The 17,918-nt window shown below is 69.2% G+C and carries 16 protein-coding genes; 10 read left to right on the forward strand and 6 right to left on the reverse strand.

All coding sequences use genetic code 11. From position 1 onward, the window contains the following. Positions 1-115: 115 nt before the first annotated feature. Entirely contained in the window at positions 116-1,156 is a 1,041-nt protein-coding gene (locus CFB43_RS12245) for an alpha/beta hydrolase family protein (protein ID WP_089495189.1), read from the reverse strand. Between the two features lie 187 nt (positions 1,157-1,343). Here CFB43_RS12245 and CFB43_RS12250 point away from each other — a divergent pair, with 187 nt between their 5' ends. The 3 genes from CFB43_RS12250 to CFB43_RS38805 all read left to right on the forward strand — a co-directional run bounded on the left by CFB43_RS12250 (position 1,344) and on the right by CFB43_RS38805 (position 3,813). Then, positions 1,344-2,285: a LysR substrate-binding domain-containing protein gene (locus tag CFB43_RS12250; protein ID WP_089495190.1), complete on the forward strand. Its 942-nt coding sequence runs from the start codon at positions 1,344-1,346 to the stop codon at positions 2,283-2,285. A gap of 188 nt (positions 2,286-2,473) precedes the next feature. Beyond that, the gene (locus CFB43_RS12255; protein WP_089495191.1) at positions 2,474-3,700 is read left to right on the forward strand and encodes an MFS transporter; all 1,227 of its coding nucleotides are present in this window, start codon (positions 2,474-2,476) and stop codon (positions 3,698-3,700) included. Next, a complete protein-coding gene (locus tag CFB43_RS38805; RefSeq protein WP_256989978.1) occupies positions 3,691-3,813 on the forward strand; it encodes a hypothetical protein in 123 nt (40 codons plus the stop codon). The genes CFB43_RS12255 and CFB43_RS38805 overlap by 10 nt, the downstream gene beginning before the upstream one ends. Before the next feature lie 22 nt (positions 3,814-3,835). On the opposite strand, the gene CFB43_RS12260 is transcribed toward CFB43_RS38805, so the two are convergent. Then, positions 3,836-5,314: a cryptochrome/photolyase family protein gene (locus tag CFB43_RS12260; protein WP_089495192.1), complete on the reverse strand. Its 1,479-nt coding sequence runs from the start codon at positions 5,312-5,314 to the stop codon at positions 3,836-3,838. A 356-nt stretch (positions 5,315-5,670) separates the two neighbouring features. Between CFB43_RS12260 and CFB43_RS12265 the strand changes: the two genes are divergently transcribed. Next, positions 5,671-6,150, forward strand: a complete 480-nt coding sequence (locus tag CFB43_RS12265; RefSeq protein WP_089495193.1) for an SRPBCC domain-containing protein — start codon at positions 5,671-5,673, stop codon at positions 6,148-6,150. A gap of 13 nt (positions 6,151-6,163) precedes the next feature. After that, the gene (locus CFB43_RS12270) at positions 6,164-6,616 is read left to right on the forward strand and encodes a nuclear transport factor 2 family protein (protein WP_089495194.1); all 453 of its coding nucleotides are present in this window, start codon (positions 6,164-6,166) and stop codon (positions 6,614-6,616) included. Between the two features lie 63 nt (positions 6,617-6,679). Here the strand turns inward: CFB43_RS12270 and CFB43_RS12275 are convergent, their stop codons facing one another. The 4 genes from CFB43_RS12275 to CFB43_RS12290 are packed head-to-tail and all read right to left on the reverse strand — an operon-like array spanning position 6,680 to position 10,810. After that, positions 6,680-7,660, reverse strand: a complete 981-nt coding sequence (locus tag CFB43_RS12275) for an acetyltransferase (protein ID WP_089495195.1) — start codon at positions 7,658-7,660, stop codon at positions 6,680-6,682. Between the two features lie 17 nt (positions 7,661-7,677). Further along, the gene (locus tag CFB43_RS12280) at positions 7,678-8,469 is read right to left on the reverse strand and encodes an SDR family oxidoreductase (RefSeq protein ID WP_089495196.1); all 792 of its coding nucleotides are present in this window, start codon (positions 8,467-8,469) and stop codon (positions 7,678-7,680) included. 41 nt (positions 8,470-8,510) lie between these two features. Further along, positions 8,511-9,704: a sulfotransferase family protein gene (locus CFB43_RS12285; protein ID WP_089495197.1), complete on the reverse strand. Its 1,194-nt coding sequence runs from the start codon at positions 9,702-9,704 to the stop codon at positions 8,511-8,513. Then, the gene (locus tag CFB43_RS12290) at positions 9,701-10,810 is read right to left on the reverse strand and encodes a DUF1214 domain-containing protein (RefSeq protein WP_089495198.1); all 1,110 of its coding nucleotides are present in this window, start codon (positions 10,808-10,810) and stop codon (positions 9,701-9,703) included. The genes CFB43_RS12285 and CFB43_RS12290 overlap by 4 nt, the downstream gene beginning before the upstream one ends. Positions 10,811-10,940: 130 nt before the next feature. Here CFB43_RS12290 and cysD point away from each other — a divergent pair, with 130 nt between their 5' ends. The 5 genes from cysD (at position 10,941) to CFB43_RS12320 (ending at position 17,876) form a co-directional block, all read left to right on the forward strand. Beyond that, the gene (cysD, locus tag CFB43_RS12295; RefSeq protein ID WP_256989979.1) at positions 10,941-11,921 is read left to right on the forward strand and encodes a sulfate adenylyltransferase subunit CysD; all 981 of its coding nucleotides are present in this window, start codon (positions 10,941-10,943) and stop codon (positions 11,919-11,921) included. Beyond that, positions 11,921-13,843 (forward strand): sulfate adenylyltransferase subunit CysN, encoded by a 1,923-nt coding sequence (cysN, locus tag CFB43_RS12300; RefSeq protein WP_089495200.1) that lies wholly within the window; start codon positions 11,921-11,923, stop codon positions 13,841-13,843. Before cysD ends, cysN begins: the two co-directional genes overlap by 1 nt. 138 nt (positions 13,844-13,981) lie before the next feature. Further along, positions 13,982-15,169, forward strand: a complete 1,188-nt coding sequence (locus tag CFB43_RS12305; protein WP_089495201.1) for a helix-turn-helix transcriptional regulator — start codon at positions 13,982-13,984, stop codon at positions 15,167-15,169. A gap of 303 nt (positions 15,170-15,472) precedes the next feature. Further along, positions 15,473-16,840, forward strand: a complete 1,368-nt coding sequence (locus CFB43_RS12315; RefSeq protein ID WP_089495203.1) for an MFS transporter — start codon at positions 15,473-15,475, stop codon at positions 16,838-16,840. Beyond that, positions 16,827-17,876 (forward strand): lactonase family protein, encoded by a 1,050-nt coding sequence (locus tag CFB43_RS12320; protein ID WP_089495204.1) that lies wholly within the window; start codon positions 16,827-16,829, stop codon positions 17,874-17,876. The genes CFB43_RS12315 and CFB43_RS12320 overlap by 14 nt, the downstream gene beginning before the upstream one ends. Positions 17,877-17,918: the final 42 nt, after the last annotated feature.

A 17,918-nucleotide genomic window follows, 5' to 3' on the forward strand; every position in this document is an offset into this window, starting at 1 on the left:
ACGTCCGATGTTAATCGATCAGGCGATATGGCGAACCGTTGCGGCCGGCCGGCGTCGATGCTGAGCGCCGGCGCTTGTCCTCTCGGCATGCGTCAAGCATGACGAGGCCGCCCTATCACCCGTTCGCGGCAACGCCCGGCACGCCGCTGCCGGGTCCACGCCCGCGCGATGCCGGGTGAATCGCATGCACGTTGCCCGGCGCATCGGCCGGCAGCGCGCCGTGCTGCAGCCAGTAGAGCGCGAGCGGCCACAGTGTTTCGGTGAAGCGGCTGTGGAAAAACGCGAAATGGCCGATCGCGTCGACGCCGATGTCGGCCGGCGCGATCCGCAGATGCGTGACGTCGCTGCCCGTGTAGTAGCCGACCAGCCGCTCGATCGCCTCGACCGTGCCGAACCCGTCGTCGTCGAGGCCAATCGCGAGCATCGGCGCCGACAGCCCCGCGAAGCGGGCGGGCAACGCGGCGCGGCTCGCGGCGGGTTCGGCGAGCGGGCCGCTCGTATAGCCCTCCTCGAAGCGCGCCTGCGCGCGCACCCACGACAACGCGACGCCGCGCGGCGTGTCCTCCATCCAGCCGAGCCGCTTCGCGGGCACGTAGCCGAACACGGCCGCGAGCACCGGCATCGCGACGTGCCACTTCCACCACATGCGCCGCCGTTCGGCCGGCAGGTAATCGCGCCAGTACGCATACTGCGCGCCGACCGTCACCGCATGCCGCACGTGGACGTTCGATGCGGCGAGCCCGAGCGCGAACCCGCCGATGCTGTGCGCGACGACGTCGATCGGCTGGCCCGGAAACGCGTCGCGTGCGTAGTGCAGCGCGGCTTCGCAATCGAGCCGCCCCCAGTCGAGCCAGTTCGCGCGCAGCTTCGCCAGTTGCGCCGGGCGCGACCCGCCGATGCCGCGATAGTCGTAGACGAGCACGTCGCGCCCCTGGGCGAACAGCCAGGCCGCGAAACGGAAGTAGTAGTCGCAACGCACCGACGTCGCGCAATTGATGACCGTCACCGGCCGCACGACACTGCCGCCGCGATGGCGCCATACATGGCCGCGCAATGTATAGCCGTCGGCCGCGCGCAGCGTCACCGGCTCGGGCGGCAATGCGTCCGCCGCGCGGGAGCCCTGCGTCATTTCGCGGCCTTCATTCGAAATCGTCATCGTGTCTCCGGTCCCATGCTTCGCGGTCCGTCCGGGTGAGCGCGTCAGTGCCTGCCCACGTCCATGCTTCGCAGCCGGCCGGGGCGTCGCCCGCCCCATCCTTCACCGCCCGCACCAGCCTCCATTGAACTTGACGCGCCCCGCGTTCTCAACCAATCTTGCTGCTCCGTTCGCATGAGTCACGCGCATGTCAACGCCGCTCGTCCGCCTCCCGTCGCTCGACCTCGTCCGCGGTTTCGTCGCCGTCGGCCGCCGCATGAGCATCACGCTCGCCGCGCAGGACCTGTGCGTCACGCAATCGGCGGTCAGCCGCCAGGTACACGCACTCGAAGCGCATCTCGGCGTCGCATTGCTGCAGCGCGGCTACCGGAAGATCGCGTTCACGCCGGAAGGCGAGCGGCTGTTTCGCGTCGCGGATGCGGCACTGCACGGGCTGCAGGACACCGTCGCCTCGCTCGCGGCCACGCGCGAGCGCCAGCCCGTCACGATCACCGCCAGCATCGGCGTCACCGCGCTGTGGCTGCTGCCGCGGCTCGGGCGGCTGCAGGCGCGCCTGCCGGAGATCGACCTGCGCGTGGCCGCGAACGACAAGGTACTCGATTTGCGCGCCGAAGGCATCGACCTCGGGATCCGCTACTGTCCGCGCGAGCGCGCGCCGGCCGGCGCGCTGCGCCTGTTCGACGAGATCGTCGTGCCGGTCGCGCATCCGGCGCTCGCCGCGCGGCCCGTCACGAACGCGGCCGCGATCGCCGACCACGTGCTGCTCGAATTCGACGGGCCGCCGCAGCCGCAATTGCAGTGGCGCGCGCACCTGCACGCGGCCGGGCTCGGCGACGCGCGCCCGAAAGGCGTGCTGCGCTTCAACCAGTACGACCAGGTGATCCAGGCGGCGATCGCGGGCCAGGGCGTCGCGCTCGGCCGGCTCGCGCTCGTTGCGCCGATGCTCGCGGACGGGCGGCTCGCGGTGCTCGGGCCGCACACGCAGGCGCTGTCGGATGCGTACGGCTACTGGCTGTTCCAGCACGATCCGGCCCCACGCCGCGAAGTCGCCGACGTGCGCGACTGGATGCTCGCCGAAGCGGCCGATTGCGATACCGCGATGCGTGCGCACGGCACGGCGTCGGTGTAAGCCGACGCGGCCTTTGCGTATCGACCCGACCGCTGCCGGGCACGCCCGCTCCTCCCCCGCGTGCTCCGCATCGCATTCCTGCCAAGCATGCCAACCTGACCGAATGATCGCTTGAGCGACGACGGGCCCGATCGTCTAATCGGATCGAGCGCGGCCGTCTTGCCGCGCGCCTTCATCCGGAGACACGCATGACCCCGATCGAGCAGGAAGTCCGCCGCCGCTGGCTGCCCGTCCTGGCCGGCGGCCTGATCATGGGCGCCGCGCTCGGCATCCGCCATGTGCAGGGCCTGTTCCTCGCGCCGGTGTCGCTCGACCACGGCTGGTCGCGCGAAGCATTCGGGCTCGCCCTCGCGCTGCAGAACCTGATCTGGGGCGTCGCGCAGCCGTTCACGGGGATGGTCGCCGATCGCTTCGGCTCGCTGCGCGTGATCGTCGCCGGGATGCTGCTGTATGCGGCCGGGCTCGTCACGATGGCGCACGCGGCGACGACCGGCATGTTCACGGTCGGCGCCGGGCTCGTGATCGGCATCGCGCTGTCGGGCTCGGCGTTCGCGTCGATCTATGGCGCGCTGAGCCGCCTGTTTCCGCCGGACCGGCGCGGCTGGGCGCTCGGCGTTGCGGGCGCGATCGGCGGGCTCGGCCAGTTCTGCATGGTGCCCGTCGCGCAGACGCTGATCGGCGGCATCGGCTGGCGGCACGCGTTCGTCGCGCTGGCGCTCGTCGCGGCGCTGCTTGCCCCGCTCGCCCTGCTGCTACGCGACCGCCCCGCGCAGGCTGCCGCCGCCGGCCCCGACCAGTCGATCGGCGAAGCCGTGCGCGAAGCGTTCGCGCATCGCGGCTTCTGGCTGCTGAACGCGGGTTTCTTCGCATGCGGCTTCCAGCTCGCGTTCATCGCGACGCATCTTCCCGCGTACCTGCTCGACCACGGGCTGCCGGCACGCCACGCGAGCGTCGCGCTTGCGCTGATCGCGCTCACCAACGTGGCCGGCACCTATGCGTGCGGCCATCTCGGCGGGCTGCTGCGGCGCAAGTACGTGCTGTCGGTGCTGTACCTCGTGCGTGCGCTCACGATGGCCGCGTTCGTCGCGGCACCCCTGTCGCCCGCGAGCGTCTACGTGTTCGCGGCCGTGATGGGGTTCACGTGGCTCGGCACCGTGCCGCTGACGAACGGCGTGATCTCGCAGGTGTTCGGCGTGCGCTACATCGCGACGCTGTTCGGCTTCGTGTTCTTCGGACACCAGCTCGGCAGCTTCTTCGGCGTCTGGCTCGGCGCGGTGGTGTACGACGCGACGCACTCATACATGCCGCTGTGGATCGGCTCGATCGCGCTCGGCGTGCTCGCGGCGTTGCTGCATCTGCCGATCAACGACGCGCGCGTCGCGCGCCCGGCATCGGGCAACGCGGCATGGGCATGATCCGCGCGGCGCTGGCCGCCGGCGCGCTCGCCTTCGTCGCGTGGTGCGGCGCGGCTTATTTCAGCTCGGGCGTCGCGTACGCGCTGCTCGAACACGTCGCGTTCTGCAATTGATGCGGCCATCCGGAGCGTGCGGTCAGCGGCGCTTCGGCAATGCCGCCAGCGCATCGAGCGCGCGGGCGCGCGCGGCCGCATGCTCGACGAGCGGCGCTGGATAATCGACACCGAGCCGCACGCCGGCCGCGGCAAGTTCCAGCGGCGACGCCTCCCACGGCGCGTGGATCGAGGCGTTGTCGAGACCGGCAAGCTCGGGCACCCAGCGCCGCACGTACGCGCCGTCCGGATCGAACTTCTGCCCCTGCGCGACCGGATTGAAGATGCGGAAATACGGCGCGGCGTCGGCACCGCACCCGGCCACCCACTGCCAGCTCGCCGCGTTGTTCGCGGGATCGGCGTCAACCAGCGTGTCCCAGAACCATGCTTCGCCCGCGCGCCAGTCGATCAGCAGATGCTTGATCAGGAACGACGCGACGACCATTCGCACGCGGTTGTGCATCCAGCCGGTCGTCCACAGTTCGCGCAGGCCCGCATCGACGAGCGGATAGCCGGTCAGCCCGCGCTGCCATGCGCGCAGCGCGGCGGGATCGTCACGCCACGGCATCGCGTCGAACTGCGCACGGAAGTTGTCGGTCGCGAGCGCCGGGAAGTGATACAGCAGCGTGTAGCTGAACTCGCGCCAGCCGAGTTCGCTGAGGAATTTGTCGGCGTCCGCGGCAAGCGCCGCGCCGCCTGCGCTCGCGGCGCCCTGCACCGCGTGCCACACCTGTCGCGGCGACACGTTGCCAAAGCGCAGGAACGGCGACAGCCGGCTCGTCGCGGGACGGTCGGGCAGATCGCGCGCGTCCGCATAGCCGGCGAGCGATGTCGTCAGGAACGCGTCGAGCTGCGCGTGCGCGCCGGCTTCGTCGGGCATGGGCCACGCATCGCGCAGGCCGCCGGCCCAATCGGGTGAATGCGGCCGCAACGCAAGCGCGTCGAGCGCCAGCGCGCGGTCACGCACGGCTTTCGGCCACGGATGAAACGCGATCCGCTCGGGTTCCGGCAGCGGCGCGGCGACCGTGCGATCCCGTCGCGCCGCCCGCCAGTACGCAGTGAATACCTGATACGGGGTGCCGCCGCCCGTCAGCACCTCCCAGGGCTCGTTCAGCAGGCTGCCGTTGCTGCTCTCGACCGTGACGCCGCACGCCTTGAGCGACGCCTTCAGCGCCGCATCGGCGTCGCGCTGCGGTTGCGCGTAGCGACGGTTCCAGTACACGGCTTGCGCCCCCGTGTCGTGCACGATGCGCTCGATCTCGCGCGGCGCGTCGCCGCGCAACAGCAGCAGGCGCCCGCCATGACGCGCGAGCGCCGCATCGAGCCCGGCCAGCGACCCGTGCAGCCACCAGCGCGCTGCACCACCGAGCGCGCGCCCGGCGCCGTCGCCCGTGTCGTCGACGAATACGCAAATGAGCGGCCGGCCCGATTCCACCGCGCGCGTCAGCGCGGGCTGGTCGGTCACGCGTAGATCGTCGCGGAACCAGACGATCGCGGGAGCAACGGACGACTTGGCGGACACAGGCACCTCGATGACGAAAGCGGAAAGAGACCCGTATTGTCGCGGCTGCGCTGCGTGGTGTCGACGTTCTGCGTGCATGATGCGCCGGCGCGCCCATGCCGCCGACCATCGCGGCGATCGCACCACCCTGCCGCCCCGGTGAAACGCCTTAGTCCATTCCGACGATTCTTCGCCGCGTGTGCCGACCTACGCTCGATGTCGGGTGCGCTGCGCGGCACGTGCCGGCGAAAACGCCCCGCACGTCCCGAGCCACACCCGTCACGCGCGCCGACCGATGCCGGCGCGGCTCCTTCCGACCGCCGCGACGCGTCCCGCCACCCGGGTCGGCGCGGTTTCATCCGATCCGATACATCGCCATGACCAAACCCTCGAATCTCGTCACCTCGATCACCGTCGACATCGACGCACCGGCTTCCGTCGTCTGGGAAGTGCTGACCGACTTCCCGCGCTACGGCGAATGGAACACGTTCTGCGTCGGCTTCGAAACGACCGGCAGGCTCGGCGATTTCGTGCACATGCAGGTGCGCATCCCGGGCACGGAGACCGTGATTCCCGTCAACGAGATCCTCGTCGCGTACGAACCCGAACGCCTGCTGTCGTGGGAGCAGCGCCCGACCGACGACAACAAGGACGCCGCGCGCCGCGACCAGTACATCGACGCGATCGGCGCGGAGCGCTGCCGCTATTTCACGACCGACCAGTTCGTCGGCGTCAACGCGGACACGATCATGCAGAACCACGGAGGGTGGGTAAAACAGGGTTTTGACCAGTGCGCGCGCGACGTGAAGCAGCGTGCCGAAGCGCTCCACGCGGCACGCCGGCGCAACGGCGCGTGACCGGGAGCCGCCGATGCCCGATCTGCAAACGCTGTCCGACCATCACGACATCCGCGAGCTGATCGTCGCGTATTCGAGCGCGATCGATACGCGCGACTTCGACGCGCTCGACGCGGTGTTCACCCCTGATGCTGCAATCGACTATCGCGCGATGGGCGGCATCGCCGGCCGCTATCCGGAGGTGAAGGCCTGGCTGCGCACCGTGTTGCCGCAGTTTCCGCAGTACCAGCACATGGTCGGCAACCTGTCGATCCGGCTCGACGGCGATACCGCACGCGGCCGCACGATCTGCTTCAATCCGATGGAAGTCGCGCTGGCGGACGGCGGCACGCAGGTGATGTTTCTCGGGCTCTGGTACGTCGACCGTTTCGCGCGCACTGTGCAAGGTTGGCGCATCGCCGAACGCGTCGAGGAACGCTGCTACGGTCACAACGTGCCGACCGTGCTCGCGGGCGCGACCGGTTGATCCATTCGCGATGCGCGCGTCGTGCGCAGGTGCACGGCGCACGCACCGTCGCAGCCCGCTGCGTCAATCGAGCCTGAACGCGGCCTCGAATCGCTCGGCGAATGCGTCGAACTCGGTTTCCGGCAGATGGTTGATCCCGCCCGCGCGCTTGCGCCCGCCGCCGGTCGGAAAGCCGCGACAGAACTCGTCGGCGCCGAGCGGTCGGCCATCGGGCACGCGCACGCTGACGACGAGCCCGCCGTCCGCACGTGGCGACAGCACCGCGAGCGCCGCATGCGGCGCACTGCGCATCCGCTCGTTCGCGAGCATGCCGGTCGCTCGCCGCGCCCACGGATGATCAGGCATCCGGACCAGCGTCGCACCGGGCACCTCGCGCAGCGGCGCGAGCGCGCACGCACGCGCCATGTCGTCGCGGTAGCCGTCGCGCAGCGCGGCGAACACGGTTGTCTCGCGCACGAAATCGAGCGGGTCGACGCACGGCAGCATCGCATCGGCGAGCGCGGCCGGGTCGAAATGCAGATCGCCGACACACTCGCCGTACGCGTTGTAGTTCAGGTAGAGCCCAAGTTCGGCGAGCGTGTCGCGTTGCGCCTCGTCGATCCCGTACTCACTCGCCAGCGCGTGGCCGAGCGCCGGCAACTCGTCGCCGAACGCCGCGACGATCGCCCAGCGCACGTGCCGGCCGTCGAGATAGCGGTTCACGATCGCGCTCGTGCAGACGTCGGCCGCCGTGTCGATATGCGCGTCGAAGCGCGGATCGTCGGGCAGTTCGCCCGCGAAGTGATGGTCGAAATAGCGGATCGTCGCGCCGTCGCGCAGCAGTCGCGCGCACGCGTCGCGATTCTGGTCGTGCGACACGTCGAGCACGGTGACGATGTCGCCCGCCCGCGCGCCGATCCGCTCGAGCAGCTTGATGTCGCGTTTCACGCCGGTCACGAGCGTGCCGTGCTCGCTCTCCGCGAGCCGAAGTTGCTGAAGCGCGCACAGCCCGTCCGCGTCGCCGTTGAATGCAAAGAAGTGTCGTGTGTCGTGGTTGTCCTGCATGATCCTTTGCTCCATCGTCAGGGCATGAAATCGCCGCCATTCGCGTCGAGCGTCGCACCCGTCACCGCATTCGCATAGTCCGACGCGAGGAACAGCGCCGCGCGTGCACAGTCGTCGTCGGTCGGCAACTTCGCGAGCGCGAGATTCGACGCGATCGGCGCGATGACCTGCTCTTCCGTCATGCCGTACTCGGCAGCCGCCTGCCGGAAATACGTCTGGGTCGGCACGCCCCACATCCACCCCATGTGGATGCTGTTCGCGCGAATGCCGTGCACGCCGAGTTCGCGCGCCAGGTATTTTGCCGCAACCGCGAGCGCCCCCTTCGATACAGCGTAGCCGCCTTCCCCTGCAAACGGCTTGCGGGTCGCCTGCGTGTTGATCATCACGATCGCGCCGCGCTTGTGCCGCTTCATGTGCGGCACGACTGCCTGCGTGAGCGCCATCGTGCCGAACACGTTGGTGTCGAACACCGCGCGCCAGCCGTCGAGGTCGGCTTCCTCCACCGGTTCCGGAAACGTGCCGTGCACGAATGCGCTGTTCACGAGCGCGTCGATCCGGCCGAAGCGCTCGACGGCCTGCGTCGCGAGCTGGCGACATTGTGCACGGTCGGTGATGTCGGTCCGCACCTTCAGCACGTCGCAGTCGACGCCGAGTGCGTGGATTCGCGCTTCGGCATCGTCGAGCTTTTCGAGGGTGCGCGCCGCGACGACCACGCCGCGCGCACCCTCGCGCGCGGCCTCGACGGCGAGCTTCACACCAAGCCCCGGCCCGATCCCGGAAATCACGATGATCTTGTCCTTCAGCAACATGGTTGTCTCCTGGTTGTCGTGGATCTCGCGAGCAATGTCCGTCAGCCGGATGCCCGCAGGTGCCGCGCGCGATACGCGGCGAAGTCGCGCGCGAGCTGTGCATCGGTGAAGCCGAAGCGCGCGATCGAATAGTCGTGTGCGGCACGCTTGTCGCGGCCGTTGCGCGCCATCCAGTCCGTCATCGCCGCGCGCTGCCGCGCATCGAGCGGCATCCCGGCAAACGCGTACACGGCCTCGGCGACGCCGAGCGGATTCGACACCGTGTCCTCGAAGCGCACGTCGAGGAAGCGGTCGACCGGCAGCGCATCGCGCGCGGCCATCGCCGCACCGATCGCGCGCGCCATCCCCGCGTTCCACTGCGCGCCGACGGCAAGCGGATCCGGATCGTCCGCATACATCTGCCACAACGTGTGCGCCATGCTCGCCATCGACGGAATCGTCTGCGCCGGATCGCGGTGCGTGAGCACGACCTGCGCACGCGGAAACACGCGGCACAGCACGTCGAGCGCATGCAGGTGCTGCGGCGTCTTCAGCAGCCAGCGCGCGGCCGGCGCGACGCCACGCTGCGCCTTCTGCCATTGCAGGAACTGCAGCATCCGCTTCAGGTATGTATAGACCGGTGTGAGATCCTGCCGCGCGAGCCATGCCGTATAGCGGGGCACGTTCGCATACGAATCCATCGCGCACACGAACGCATGCTCCATCAGCATGAACTCCTCGTCCCCGAGCATCGCATCGAGCGGATGGATCGTCAGGATCTGCGGAATGCAGTCGATCATCGTCGCGACCTCGGCCTGCGCACGCGCAATGCGCACCGTCGGCTCGGCGAGCGTCTCGCCTGCAAGCGGCGCCGGGTAGCGGGTTTCCCACCACGCCGCAGTATGGAAGCGCAGGTCGACGGCCAGCAGGCGCTGCAGCAGCGTCGTACCCGTGCGCGGCAGGCCGACGATCACGAGCGGATCGTCGATCGCGATCTCCGCGATTTCCGGATGACGCCCGAAGTAGTCCTCGATGACGAGCCGGTTCACGAGCTGGCCGACGAGCTTCTCGCGCATCATCTCCGCGCCGCGCGCGGACAGCTTCGCTTCGTCGATCAGCGACGCACACATCACGTCGAGCGCCTCGCGATACGGCCCGTCACCGAACGCGGTCAGTCCGCCCGTGCGCGACACGGCTTCGGCGATCAACCCGTCGGCCGAGAGCAGCGTGCGGATCCGGTCAAGCGGCGCGTTCATGCGGCCTCCTTCAGCGTTGCAAGCTTGACGACCCGCGTGCGCGGATGCACCGGCTGCGCGGCGCCGACCCAGCGCCAGCAGATCGTGCCGGTGCGATGCCCGGCGGTATCGAGCCAGTTCGCATGGCCGGGCCGCACGGCCGCGACGACCACCGTCACGCCGCCGTCCGCATTCAGCCGCGCGCTGTGCTTGTTCACGCAGATATCGAAGTGCCGGTAATCGAGCGATTCCATCCAGTAGTTGTTGAGCTGCACGTTCCAGAAGTCGCAGTCGGGCACCGTGTCGACGTCGATCACGAGTGCTTCGTCATCGGCCAGCGACCAGCACGAGTGGTAGTAGTAGATGTTCGGATCGCCGCCGACCGACTGGCACAGCGCCTGGTCGGCGGGCGGCAGCGCATTCACGTGCGACCGGTAGCTCGCGGCCCAGTCCGCGAACAGCTTCGACGTCTGCTCGACGAACTGCGCCGCGCGCGTGAGGCCGCCCTGCAGCACGAGCGGGTCGAGCGGCGCCGGGCGATCGTCGGCGCCGATGCGCTCGATCTTCAGTTGTGCCGGCGTTTCCGCGCGCCGGTCGAGGAAGGTCTGGCGCACCAGCAACGCGTTGGTGCCCGGCTCCATGCGTACCCAGTTACCCGCGCGCGGCGTTTCGCTCAGCACGATCTCGACGCTGCCGTCCGGCGCGATCTCGAGCTGCTTTGCGTCGAGAAAGCCCGTCTGCAGCATCTTGCCGTCGGTCTCGTAGCCGCCCTTCTGCGTGCCGAAGCTCAGGTAGGCCACCGTGCCGCGCCGCCCCGTCACGCGATATTCGCAGCGGCCGTCGAGACGCGCGTACTGGTACAGGTTGTCGGGATTGTCGGCGCCGATCTTCGCGGTCTCGTGCGACGGCGAGAAAAAGCCGGGCCATGCACCGTCCGCGAACTCGACGTGCATCTCGAGCGCGATACGCATCAGCCGGCTCAGGTAGCGGAATCCTTCCGCGCGCGTCAGCGGATCGTCCGGCGCCTCGGCGCGCAGGATCTGTTCTCCGCTGCGTTTCAGGGTGTCGCAGAAGTCGGCCCAGGTCTGGCCCGAAAGCAATTGCGTGGCACGTGTGTCGTCCGTCATGTGTCGTCTCCGCCGATGGTCGAGCGCTCACCTTAAGCGTCGCCGTCGCGCGCCACTTCGTCCGGGTGGACTAAGGAAAGATCCGCTCCACCGCCGTGCCGCGATTTAGTCCACCCGGACGAAGAGCGGCATGCCGCTCGCCCGATACCGTCGGTGTCATGCACGAAACGCCGCACATGTCGCGCGGCGCCGGCATGAAACAAGGAGACGAACGATGTTGACCCACTTGGAGCGGCTGGAGGCCGAAAGCATCCACATCATGCGCGAGGTGGTCGCCGAGAGCGAGAACCCGGTGATGCTGTATTCGATCGGCAAGGACAGCTCGGTCATGCTGCATCTCGCGATGAAGGCGTTCTACCCGGCGAAGCCGCCCTTTCCGTTGCTGCACGTCGATACGACCTGGAAATTCCGCGAGATGATCGCGTTTCGCGACGAGACGGCCGCGCGCCTCGGCCTCGACCTGCGCGTGCACATCAACCCTGAAGGCATCGCGAACGGCATCGATCCGTTCACGCACGGCTCGGCCGTGCACACCGACGTGTGGAAGACGCAGGGGCTCAAGCAGGCGCTCAATCATTACGGCTTCGACGCCGCGTTCGGCGGCGCGCGCCGCGACGAGGAGAAGTCGCGCGCAAAGGAGCGCATCGTGTCGCTGCGCTCGGAACAGCATCGCTGGGACCCGAAGCGCCAGCGCCCCGAGCTCTGGTCGCTGTACAACGCGCGCAAGCGCAAGGGCGAAAGCCTGCGCGTGTTCCCGATCTCGAACTGGACCGAGCTCGACATCTGGCAGTACATCCAGCTTCGCGACATCCCGATCGTGCCGCTCTACTTCGCGAAGGAACGGCCCGTGGTCGAACGCGACGGCGCGCTGATCATGGTCGACGACGAACGCCTGCCGCTGCGCGACGGCGAAGTGCCGCGGATGCGCAAGGTGCGCTTTCGCACGCTCGGCTGCTATCCGTTGACGGGCGCGATCGACAGCGACGCGACGTCGCTCGACGACATCCTGCGGGAGATGCGCGAGACGCGCACGTCGGAACGGCAAGGACGACTGATCGACAGCGATTCGGCCGGTTCGATGGAAAAGAAGAAACAGGAGGGATATTTCTGATGGCACACGTTCTCACCGCGCCCGACACGCTCGCGCGCCACGCACCCGATTCACGCGCTTCCGGCGAAGCGCATGCGCCCACCCAGGACCTGCTGCGCTTCATCACGTGCGGCAGCGTCGACGACGGCAAGAGCACGCTGATCGGCCGCCTGCTCTACGAATCGAACATGCTGTTCGACGACCAGCTCACGCAGCTCGAGGCCGATTCGAGGACGGTCGGCACGCAGGGCGGCGAACTCGATTTCGCACTGCTCGTCGACGGCCTGTCGGCCGAGCGCGAGCAAGGGATCACGATCGACGTCGCGTACCGCTTCTTCGCGACCGCGCGACGCAAGTTCATCGTCGCCGACACGCCCGGCCACGAGCAGTACACGCGCAACATGATCACCGGCGCGTCGACCGCCGATCTCGCCGTGATCCTGATCGATGCGCGCAAGGGGATGCTCACGCAGACGCGCCGCCACAGTCATCTCGTCGCACTGATCGGCATCAGGCGCGTGGTGCTCGCGATCAACAAGATGGATCTCGTCGACTACGACCGCGCCGTGTTCGAGCGCATCGACGCCGACTATCGCGCGTTCGCGGCCGAGCTCGGGCTGGCGGAGATCGTCAGCATCCCGATGTCGGCGCTGCGCGGCGACAACGTGATCGCACCGAGCGCGCGGATGCCGTGGTACGCGGGCCCGACGCTGATGCAGCATCTCGACACGCTGCCGCTCGCCGCGCGCGTGACCAGCGACGAGCCGTTCCGGCTGCCGGTGCAGTGGGTCAACCGCCCGCACCTGAACTTCCGCGGTTACGCGGGCAGCATCGCATCGGGCGAGATCCGCGTCGGCGAGCGCGTGCGCGTGCTGCCGTCCGGCAAGGAGAGCCGCGTCGCGTCGGTGATCACGCAACGCGGCGAAAGCGACCTCGCGCGCGCCGGCGACGCGGTGACGCTCACGCTCGCCGACGAGATCGACATCAGCCGCGGCGACATGATCGCGCGCGCGGACGCGCCGCCTGAAGTGGCCGACCAGTTCGAGGCGACGCTCGTGTGGATGCACGACGCGCCGCTGCTGCCCGGCCGCCCGTATCTCGTGAAGCTCGGCACGCAGACGGCCGGCGCGACCTGCGCGAAGCCGAAGTACAAGATCGACGTGAACACGCGCGAGCATCTCGCGGCGCGCACGCTCGCGCTCAACGAGATCGGCGTGTGCAACCTGAGCCTCGACCGGCCGGTCGCGTTCGACCCATACGACCGCAACCGCCACACGGGCGGCTTCATCGTGATCGACCGCGTCACCAACGACACGGTCGGCGCCGGGATGCTGCACTTCGCGCTGCGCCGCGCGCACAACGTGCACTGGCAGGCCGTCGACGTCGACCGCGCCGCGCGTGCCGCGCAAAAGGCGCAGACGCCGCGCATCGTGTGGCTGACGGGCCTGTCGGGCGCCGGCAAGTCGACGATCGCGAATCTCGTCGAGAAGCGGTTGCACGCGCTCGGCAAGCACACGTACCTGCTCGACGGCGACAACGTGCGGCACGGGCTCAATCGCGATCTCGGCTTCACCGAGGCCGATCGCGTGGAGAACATCCGGCGCGTCGCCGAAGTCGCGCGGCTGATGCTCGACGCGGGGCTCATCACGCTCGTGTCGTTCATCTCGCCGTTCCGCGCGGAGCGCGACATGGCGCGCGCGATGGCCGGCCCCGACGAGTTCGTCGAAGTATTCGTCGACACGCCGCTCGCGGTGGCCGAGGAGCGCGATCCGAAGGGCCTGTACAAGAAGGCGCGGCGCGGCGAGCTGAAGCACTTCACGGGCATCGATTCGCCATACGAACCACCCGCCCAGCCCGAACTGCGCGTCGACACGATCACCGAGTCGCCGGAAGAAGCGGCCGACCGCATCGTCGCGTACCTGCTGCGCGAGCGCGCGGCGTAAGTGCCTCGGGCGGGCGGCCCGACGCCCGCCCGCTTGCCCGCTTGCCCGCGGCGTCTACTCCGTTCGGGTGACGCGGGCCGCCAGCCGGCCGGTATGCTGGTCCGGGAACCCTTCATCCCGACCAAGGAGAACACGAGCATGCCCATCGCGCTGGCGCCCGGCGACCCGGCCGCGCACGACGGCTTCGACGACGCGGCGTGGACGGCGCGCGAACTCAGCGCGTGGCTCGGGCTCGTCTATCAGGGCCCGTCGGAGCCCACCCCGTGGGCCGGCTTCCTCGAAGCGGTCCGCGCGCGGCTCGACGCGCGCTTCACGACGCTGGTGCTGCGCAACCCCGGCGGAGCACGGCACGGGCTCATCATCAACGCGTCGGCGCATGGCCCGCTGCTGCCCGGCGAGCCGTCGTACAGCGAGCAGTTCTACGCGCTGTGCCCGTTTCTCGACCAGCCGCCCGGCCAGGTCTTCACGGCCGACCGGCTGTTCGGCGAAACCGCGTGGCGCGCGCACGATTTCTACCGGCAGTACCTGCAGCCGCTCGACCTGCGCTACATCCTCGGCGCGAACCTGCGCGGCGAACGTGGTGTCGAGTGTGCGTTCTTCGTGAGCCGCGCGCACGGCAGCCGCGATTTCGACGCCACCGAGCGCGCGCAGGTCGCGACGCTGCTGCCGCACCTGCAGCGGGCGGTCGAGCTGCACGCGGCGTTCGACGTGCTCGATGCCGAACGCGCGCTGTATGCGGGCACCGTCGACCGGCTCGATGTCGGCACCGCGATCGTCGACGAGGACGGCCGCGTGATCAAGCGCAACCGCATCGCCGAGCTGCTGATCGAGCAGCAGGACGGGCTGTGCGTGCGCCAGGAACGGCTCCACGCATCGTGCCCGCTCGACGAACGCCGGCTGCAGAAGGCGCTGCAGGCCGCGCTCGAGCATTTCCGCGCGGGCGCACTCGCGCGCATCGAAGCCACCACGCTGTCGCGCCCCGGCGGTGCGATGCCGTTGAGCGTGCTGCTGCGCCCGCTCGCGCCCTACCGCGGCGCCGAGGACCGCCAGCACCGGCCAGCCGTCGCCGTGTTCGTCCGCGATCCCGCGTCGTCGCCGCAGACGTCGCGCGACATGCTGCACCGGCTGTTCCGGCTCACGCCGATGGAAACCGAAATCGCACTGCTGCTCGTCGACGGGCTGACGCTCGACGAAGCGGCCGCCGCGACCGGCATCACGAAGAACACCGCGCGTGCGCACCTGCGCGGCATCTTCGCGAAGACGGGCGCGACGCGGCAGGCCGTGCTCGTGAAGACGCTGCTCAACAGCGTCGTGTCGATGGCGTAGTCGCGGCGCCGGCAGCTCCCGGACGGGCTGCCCGGCCGATGCCCCCGCGCGCGCAGTGCGGCCCGCGACGGAAGACGCAGCAATCGGCACCTGCCCGTCTCATGTCATACGTCATCAGACATGAACAACCAACCAACACACCTCACGAAATTCCCCAATATCTGAGTAATTTTCGGGTAAACCCGCGACGTCTTCATCGACACTCAGGCGTACCATGTCATACGACGACATACTACACAGACCGCCACCCGGATGCCGACGCGGGCCACCGCCCCGTCCGCCGCCGCCCGACCGGAGACACGCTTGAACCCGCCCTCGCCCGCCCTGCCCGGACGCGACCCGCTCGCGTCCGCCGTCTCGAAAGTGAAGTGGCACGTGCTGCCGCTCGTGCTGATCATGTTCATCGCGAACTACATCGACCGCGTGAACGTCGGCTTCGTCGATCGCCACCTCGAGGCGTCGATCGGCATCGGCGCGGCCGCGTACGGCCTCGGCGCCGGGCTGTTCTTCGTCGGCTACGCGCTGTTCGAGGTGCCGTCGAACCTGCTGATGCAGCGCTACGGCGCACGCATCTGGCTGGCACGGATCATGGCGACGTGGGGCATCGTCGCGGCCGCGATGGCGTTCGTGTGGAACGACACGTCGTTCTACGCGCTGCGCTTCCTGCTCGGCGCGGCCGAGGCCGGCTTCTTCCCCGGCGTCGTGCTGTACCTGTCGCAATGGCTGCCGCCGCAGGAGCGCGGCAAGGCGATGGCGATCTTCCTCGGCGGCTCCGCGTTCGCGTCGGTGCTGTCCGGGCCCGTTACCGGCGCGCTGCTGTCGATCCGCGGTTTCGGCCTCGCAGGCTGGCAATGGATGTTCCTGATCGAAGGGCTGTTCTCGGTCGCGCTGTGCGGCGCGAGCTGGCTGCTGCTGAAATCGCACATCCGCGACGCGACGTGGCTCACGGTCGAAGAACGCACGGCGCTGCAGAACGCGCTCGACGACGAGCGCGCGACGCGCGACGTCCGCTCGAACGTGCCGGTACGCGCCACCGCGCTGCTGCGCGACCCGCAGATCATGCTGTTCTGCTTCCTGTATTTCTCGATCCAGCTGACGATCTACGCGGCCACGTTCTGGCTGCCGACGATCATCCGCAAGATGGGCGGGCTCACCGATTTCCAGGTCGGCCTGTACAACACGATTCCGTGGATGATCGCGATCGGCGCGATGTACGGCTTCGCGGTGCTGTCGTCGAAATGGAAGCATCCGCAGCGCTGGCTCGCGGTCGCGCTGGTGCTCGCCGCATGCGGGCTGTTCGCGTCGACGTCGCACGACCCGGTATGGTCGTTCGCGTCGATCTGCTTCGCCGCGCTCGGCTTCAAGGCCGCCTCGTCGCTGTTCTGGCCGATCCCGCAGGGCTATCTCGACACGCGCGTGGCCGCGGCCGTGATCGCGCTGATCAACTCGGTCGGCAACCTCGGCGGCTTCGTCGCACCGACGGCGTTCGGCTATCTGAAGCAACATACGGGTTCGATCACGGGCGGGCTGTATGCGCTCGCGATCGCTTCGCTCGTCGCCGCGGTCGCCGCGCTGTTCGCGCGCACGCACCGGCGCAGCGATCCGCCGCGCGGCCTGCCGGCCGACGCGTCCTTCACGAACGCCTCGATGCTCCGCCATGCCGAACACTGACCGCCTGACCGTCGTCGTCTCGAATGCCGCCGACGGCGACCTCGCCACCCTCTCGCTCGCGGCCGACGGCACGCTTGTGCCGCTCACCCGTTATCCCGCGGCCGACGTCGCGATGCCGATCGCCGTGCCGGCCGACCGTGCGCGGCTCTACGTCGCGACGCGCGGCGAACAGCCGACGATCGTCGCGTTCCGCGTCGTGCCAGCCACCGGCGCGCTCGTGCGCATCGGCACCACCGCGATCGACGCGAGCCATGCGTACCTGTCGCTCGACTGCAGCGGCCGCTGGCTGCTCGGCGCGTCGTACGGCGGGAATTCGCTGAGCCTCTACGACGCCGCGCGCGTGCGCGACGGCGACGGCACGCCGCTGCAGGTCACGGGCGGCATCGCGAACGCGCACGCGGTGATCGTGTCGCCGGACAACCGCTTCGCGTACGTCAGCTCGCTCGGCTCGGATCGCGTGTTCAGCTTCGCGCTCGTCGAGGACGCGGCCGGCCTGCGCGCGCTCGAACATGGCGAAACGCGCGTGCCGGCCGGGTTCGGCCCGCGTCACCTGCAATTCGCGGATGACGGCCGCACGCTCGTCGTCGTCAGCGAATTCCAGGCCAGGCTTGCGACGTTCGCGCGCGACCCCGACACCGGCCGGCTCGGCGATGCGCGGGTGAGCGCGCGCCATCCGGCCGTCGCCGAACTCGCGCAAGGCCATGCGCGGCCGCCCGCGCCCACCGAACCGTCCGTCTGGGCCGCCGACCTGCACCTGACGCCCGACGAGCGTTTCGCCTACGTGAGCGAACGCACGTCGAGCCGCCTGCTCTGCTATCGCCGTAACGACGACGGCACGTTCGAACCCGCGCACGCGACCGCCACCGAAACGCAGCCGCGCGGGTTCGCGATCGACCCGTCGGGGTGCTGGCTCGTCGCCTGCGGTGAACAGTCTGAATTCGTGTCGGTGTATGCGATCGCGCCGGACGACGGCGCACTGTCGCCGCACGCACGCGTGCCGGGCGGACGCGGGGCGAACTGGGTCGCGATCGTCTGAAACAGTGATACGCGGCGCATGACGCGGCAGGCCTGCCACGCA

It is taken from the genome of Burkholderia sp. AU15512 (assembly GCF_002223325.1).
Classification (GTDB): Bacteria; Pseudomonadota; Gammaproteobacteria; order Burkholderiales; family Burkholderiaceae; genus Burkholderia.

Bases quoted from the DNA above. Each gene is read 5' to 3' on its own strand.
- CFB43_RS12245 (WP_089495189.1), bottom strand. From the start codon at position 1,156: ATGACGATTTCGAATGAAGGCCGCGAAATGACGCAGGGCTCCCGCGCG.
- CFB43_RS12250 (WP_089495190.1), top strand. From the start codon at position 1,344: ATGTCAACGCCGCTCGTCCGCCTCCCGTCGCTCGACCTCGTCCGCGGT.
- CFB43_RS12255 (WP_089495191.1), top strand. From the start codon at position 2,474: ATGACCCCGATCGAGCAGGAAGTCCGCCGCCGCTGGCTGCCCGTCCTG.
- CFB43_RS38805 (WP_256989978.1), top strand. From the start codon at position 3,691: ATGGGCATGATCCGCGCGGCGCTGGCCGCCGGCGCGCTCGCCTTCGTC.
- CFB43_RS12265 (WP_089495193.1), top strand. From the start codon at position 5,671: ATGACCAAACCCTCGAATCTCGTCACCTCGATCACCGTCGACATCGAC.
- CFB43_RS12270 (WP_089495194.1), top strand. From the start codon at position 6,164: ATGCCCGATCTGCAAACGCTGTCCGACCATCACGACATCCGCGAGCTG.
- CFB43_RS12275 (WP_089495195.1), bottom strand. From the start codon at position 7,660: ATGCAGGACAACCACGACACACGACACTTCTTTGCATTCAACGGCGAC.
- CFB43_RS12280 (WP_089495196.1), bottom strand. From the start codon at position 8,469: ATGTTGCTGAAGGACAAGATCATCGTGATTTCCGGGATCGGGCCGGGG.
- CFB43_RS12285 (WP_089495197.1), bottom strand. From the start codon at position 9,704: ATGAACGCGCCGCTTGACCGGATCCGCACGCTGCTCTCGGCCGACGGG.
- CFB43_RS12290 (WP_089495198.1), bottom strand. From the start codon at position 10,810: ATGACGGACGACACACGTGCCACGCAATTGCTTTCGGGCCAGACCTGG.
- cysD (WP_256989979.1), top strand. From the start codon at position 10,941: ATGCCGCTCGCCCGATACCGTCGGTGTCATGCACGAAACGCCGCACAT.
- cysN (WP_089495200.1), top strand. From the start codon at position 11,921: ATGGCACACGTTCTCACCGCGCCCGACACGCTCGCGCGCCACGCACCC.
- CFB43_RS12305 (WP_089495201.1), top strand. From the start codon at position 13,982: ATGCCCATCGCGCTGGCGCCCGGCGACCCGGCCGCGCACGACGGCTTC.
- CFB43_RS12320 (WP_089495204.1), top strand. From the start codon at position 16,827: ATGCCGAACACTGACCGCCTGACCGTCGTCGTCTCGAATGCCGCCGAC.